This window comes from Parvibaculum sp. (assembly GCF_035511255.1).
GTDB lineage: Bacteria > Pseudomonadota > Alphaproteobacteria > Parvibaculales > Parvibaculaceae > Parvibaculum.
The window spans coordinates 1-4145 of sequence record NZ_DATKFR010000231.1 but is presented as its reverse complement, the minus strand read 5'-3'; the positions used below and the strand labels follow the sequence as shown (position 1 = coordinate 4145).

The window sequence follows — 4145 nt, the reverse complement described above, 5'->3', positions numbered from 1 at the left end:
AAGGCCGCGACGCGGTCTTCGTTCTCGGAGGGCAGTATCGAGCAGGTCACATAGACAAGCCGTCCGCCGGGACGCACCAGGCGCGCGCCGCGCGCCAGCACTTCCGCCTGCGTCACGCGGTAGCTTTCGAGCAGGTCGGGCGTGAGCCGCCAGCGCGCATCGGGGCTGCGGCGCCAAGCGCCCGTCCCGCTGCAGGGCGCATCGACCAGCACACAATCGGCGCGGCCCTCCAGCCCTTCGAAATCGAGATCGGGCCCGCCCGGCAGAATATGCGGCTTGATGAAGCGGGTCTGGATATTGCGCGTACCCGCGCGCTGCGCCCGCGGCATCAACCGCGCGAGACGCCGCCGATCCGTGTCGCAGGCGTGGATCTGGCCGCGATTGTCCATCAGCGCGGCAAGCGCCAGCGACTTTCCGCCGCCGCCCGCGCAGAGATCGACGAGTTGTTCGCCCGGCACCGGGCCGGTAATGAGGCAGGCAAGCTGCGAGCCTTCATCCTGCAGCTCGACGAGCCCGTCACGGAAAGCCTTGAGGCCGGCGATGTTGGCGCGCGCCTTGAGCCGCAATCCCCAGGGCGAAAGCGGGCAAGGCTCGGTCTCGACTTTCTCGGCGGCAAGCGCGGCCTGCGCGTCCTCGCGCGTGCCCTTCAGGAGATTGACGCGGAGGTCCGTCGGCGCGCGCTCCATCAGCGCCGCCATCTCGGCTTCGAGATCGTCGCCCAGGGCACGCTCGAATTCGGGGTGAAGCCATTCGGGATAGTTGAGACGCACGAAGGCCGGCGCGTCGGCGGGCGGAAGAGCCGCAACCTTCAATGCGGTCGCCTCTTCCGGCGCGAGTGCGGCAGGTGCATGACGTGAGCCGTCCGCGAGCGCCATGGCACCGGCGGGGCCCTGCCCCTCAATCAGCGAGACCGCGCCGAGGGCGAGCAGTCGCGGCGTCTCGTGGCCGAGCGCCGAGGCGAGTTCCGCGCGATGCCGAAGTACGCTGTAGACGAGCTCGCTCACCGCCGCGCGGTCCTTCGATCCGGCAAAGCGGCTCGCCCGCGCCCAGCCGTCGACGACACGATCGGCCGGATGCCGCGTCTCGGCGATGGTGGAAAGAATGTCGATCGCCGCCTGAAGGCGGGCGCCGGGGGTCATGTTGCTACCTGAACTCGGGTTAGCTGCCGACGCCGGGATAGTTCGGCGCCTCGCGCGTGATGGTGACGTCGTGAACATGGCTCTCGCGAAGAGAGGCCGACGAGATGCGCACGAACTGGGCGCGGGTCTGGAAATCCTTCACGGTCGCCGAGCCCGTATAGCCCATCGCGGCGCGCAGGCCGCCGACGAGCTGATGGATGACATTGCCGACCGGACCCTTATAAGGAACTTGCCCTTCAATGCCTTCCGGGACGAGCTTCAGCGAATCCTTCACGTCCTGCTGGAAGTAGCGATCCGCCGAGCCGAGCGCCATGGCGCCCACCGAGCCCATGCCGCGATAGGCCTTGTAGCTGCGGCCCTGGTAGAGGAAGACCTCGCCGGGGCTCTCTTCGGTGCCGGCAAAGAGCGAGCCGATCATCGCGCATTCGGCGCCGGCCGCGATTGCCTTGGCGAGATCGCCGGAGAACTTGATGCCGCCATCGGCGATGACCGGAACGTCGGCCTTGCGGGCGACTTCGACTGCATCGAGGATCGCGGTGAGCTGCGGTACGCCGATGCCGGCGACGATGCGCGTGGTGCAGATCGAGCCCGGGCCGATGCCGACCTTGACCGCGTCAGCGCCCGCATCGATCAGCGCCTTGGCGCCGTCGCCCGTCGCGACATTGCCGGCGATGACCTGCGTTGCATTGGAAAGTTTCTTGATCCGCTCGACCGCTTCCGACACGCGGGCCGAATGGCCATGGGCCGTATCGACGATAATGACGTCGGCGCCGGCCGCGATCAGCGCCTCGGAACGCGCAAAGCCCTCGTCGCCCACCGTCGTGGCGGCCGCGACGCGCAGGCGCCCCTGATCGTCCTTGGCGGCGTTCGGATGAAGCTGCGCTTTCTCGATGTCCTTCACCGTGATGAGGCCGACGCAATGATAATTGTCGTCGACGACGAGGAGTTTCTCGATCCGGTGCTTGTGAAGAAGGCGCTTGGCCTCTTCCTGGCTGACGCCGTCCTTCACCGTGATGAGATTGTCTTTCGTCATCAGGTTGCGGACCGGCTCCTTGAGATTGGTGGCGAAGCGCACGTCGCGATTGGTGAGGATGCCGGCGAGCTTGCCCGAACCTTCGACCACCGGAATGCCGGTGATGCCGTGGCGCTGCATCAGCGCGAAGGCGTCGGCGAGCGTCGCGTCGGGCTCGATGGTTACCGGGTTCACGACCATGCCCGATTCGAACTTCTTGACCATGCGGACGTTCTCGGCCTGCTCGTCCGCCGACATGTTGCGGTGGAGAACGCCGATGCCGCCGGCCTGCGCCATGGCGATGGCGAGGCGGCCTTCGGTGACCGTATCCATGGCGGCGGAGAGAAGCGGGATGCCGAGCGTGATCGAACGCGTGAGCCGCGTTCTGGTATCCGCCTGACTTGGAAGGATCGAGGAAGCCGCCGGCAGCAGGAGTACGTCGTCGAACGTCAGTGCTTCGCGGATCATCTTGCCAACCTCCTGCCCGTCAACATCGGGCCGATTCATGTGTTGGCGGAGGCTTCTACCATCGTTCCGTTGGAATGCAAAGGAAGATTGAGCACCTGCAAAAAGCCGCCCTAGCTCGCCCAATGCGATACCGTCATCCCGGCCTTGTGCCGGGATCCAAGAGCGGCTCGCTTGGCATTTATGCTCCGGCCCCGGGACGGGCCCGGGGTGACAATAAACAATAGAATGCCTTCACGAGAGCCTTACAAAGACTCTTCGGTCTTCTTGCGAAACCCTTGAGCCAGCACATACATTTCGGCCGAATCGGCCCGGCTGGCGGAGGGCTTCACATGGCGGACGTTCTGGAAGTGCTGCTTGAGCAATGCCAGAAGCTCGTTCTCCGTTCCGCCGCGCAAGACCTTGGCGAGGAAAGTCCCGCCCTCGCTCAGCACTTCGGTCGCAAACTGGGCGGCGGCCTCGCAGAGCGCCATGATCTTCAGATGATCGGTCTGGCGATGCCCGGTCGCATGCGCCGCCATGTCGGAGAGGACGACGTCGGCCTCGCCCCCCAGCACCGCCTTCACCTGCGCATCGGCGCCCTCGGCAAGAAAGTCGAGTTTCATAATCGTGGCGCCGGGCATCGGCTCCATGTCGAGGATGTCGACGCCGATGACGCGGCCCTGCTTGTCGCCGCGCCCCTCGAGCGACTTCACGCGATGGACCGCGATCTGGCACCAGCCGCCCGGCGCGGCGCCGAGATCGACGACCCGCGCGCCGGCCTTGAGGAAATGAAACTTGTCGTCCATTTCGGAAAGCTTGAAGGCCGCGCGGGAGCGGTAGCCCTCCTTCTTGGCGGCATGGACATAAGGGTCGTTCAACTGGCGCTGCAGCCAGAGCGTCGAGGAGAGCGTACGCTTCTTGGCGGTCTTGACGCGCACCTTCAGTGCGCGGGGCGCATTGCCTTTGGTGAGACCCTTGCCTGTCGATTTCTTCTCGCTCATGACGAACGCTCTCCTGCGGCGCGCTCTCCCGACGTTCGTTTGCCCCCGCGCCTGCGGCGGCGACGCCGGCGGGGCCGCGCGCTGTCGGCCTCCATGAGTGACAGAAGAATGCCCTCCCGCAAACCCCTGTCGGCGACGCGGAGCCTCTGGGCCGGCCAGGCCAGCGCGATGGCCTCGAAAATGGCACAACCCGCGAGCACCAGATCCGCCCGTTCGCGGCCGACGCAAGGATGCGCGGCCCGCATGTCGTAATCGAGCTCCAAAAGGTCGCGGGTCACCCGGTGAACGTCGGCCGGCGTGATCCAGATGCCGTCGACCTGGTTGCGGTCGTAACGCGGCAGGCCGAGATGGACGCCGGCGATGGTCGTCACCGTGCCCGACGTACCGAGGAGGTGGAAACTCTCCTCGCCCTGCCCGCCCCGGACCGCCTGCAGCCTTGCGAAGAAAGGCGCAATGCGCTCGCTCACCTCCGCCACCATGGTGTCGTAGAGCTCGGCCGAAACCTCGACGCCGCCATGGCGCTCGGCCAGCGTGACGACGCCGCAA

General features: G+C 66.4%; 4 protein-coding genes. All 4 read right to left on the bottom strand.

What is annotated here, in order from left to right; translation table 11 throughout:
• Window positions 1–1139 (bottom strand): RsmB/NOP family class I SAM-dependent RNA methyltransferase (locus VMR03_RS09010; RefSeq protein WP_325404371.1); only part of this gene is annotated, 1139 nt, incomplete at its 3' end.
• Window positions 1140–1158: 19 nt separating this feature from the next.
• Window positions 1159–2619, bottom strand: a complete 1461-nt coding sequence (gene guaB, locus VMR03_RS09005) for an IMP dehydrogenase (protein WP_325404369.1) — start codon at window positions 2617–2619, stop codon at window positions 1159–1161.
• A 242-nt stretch (window positions 2620–2861) separates the two neighbouring features.
• On the bottom strand, window positions 2862–3599 hold the full coding sequence (locus VMR03_RS09000; RefSeq protein WP_325404367.1) for an RlmE family RNA methyltransferase: 738 nt from the start codon (window positions 3597–3599) through the stop codon (window positions 2862–2864).
• A partial coding sequence (locus VMR03_RS08995; protein WP_414693164.1) for a Ppx/GppA phosphatase family protein occupies window positions 3596–4145 on the bottom strand: 550 nt, incomplete at its 5' end. The genes VMR03_RS08995 and VMR03_RS09000, both read right to left, overlap by 4 nt.

Bases quoted from the DNA above. Each gene is read 5' to 3' on its own strand.
- VMR03_RS09000 (WP_325404367.1), bottom strand. From the start codon at position 3,599: ATGAGCGAGAAGAAATCGACAGGCAAGGGTCTCACCAAAGGCAATGCG.
- guaB (WP_325404369.1), bottom strand. From the start codon at position 2,619: ATGATCCGCGAAGCACTGACGTTCGACGACGTACTCCTGCTGCCGGCG.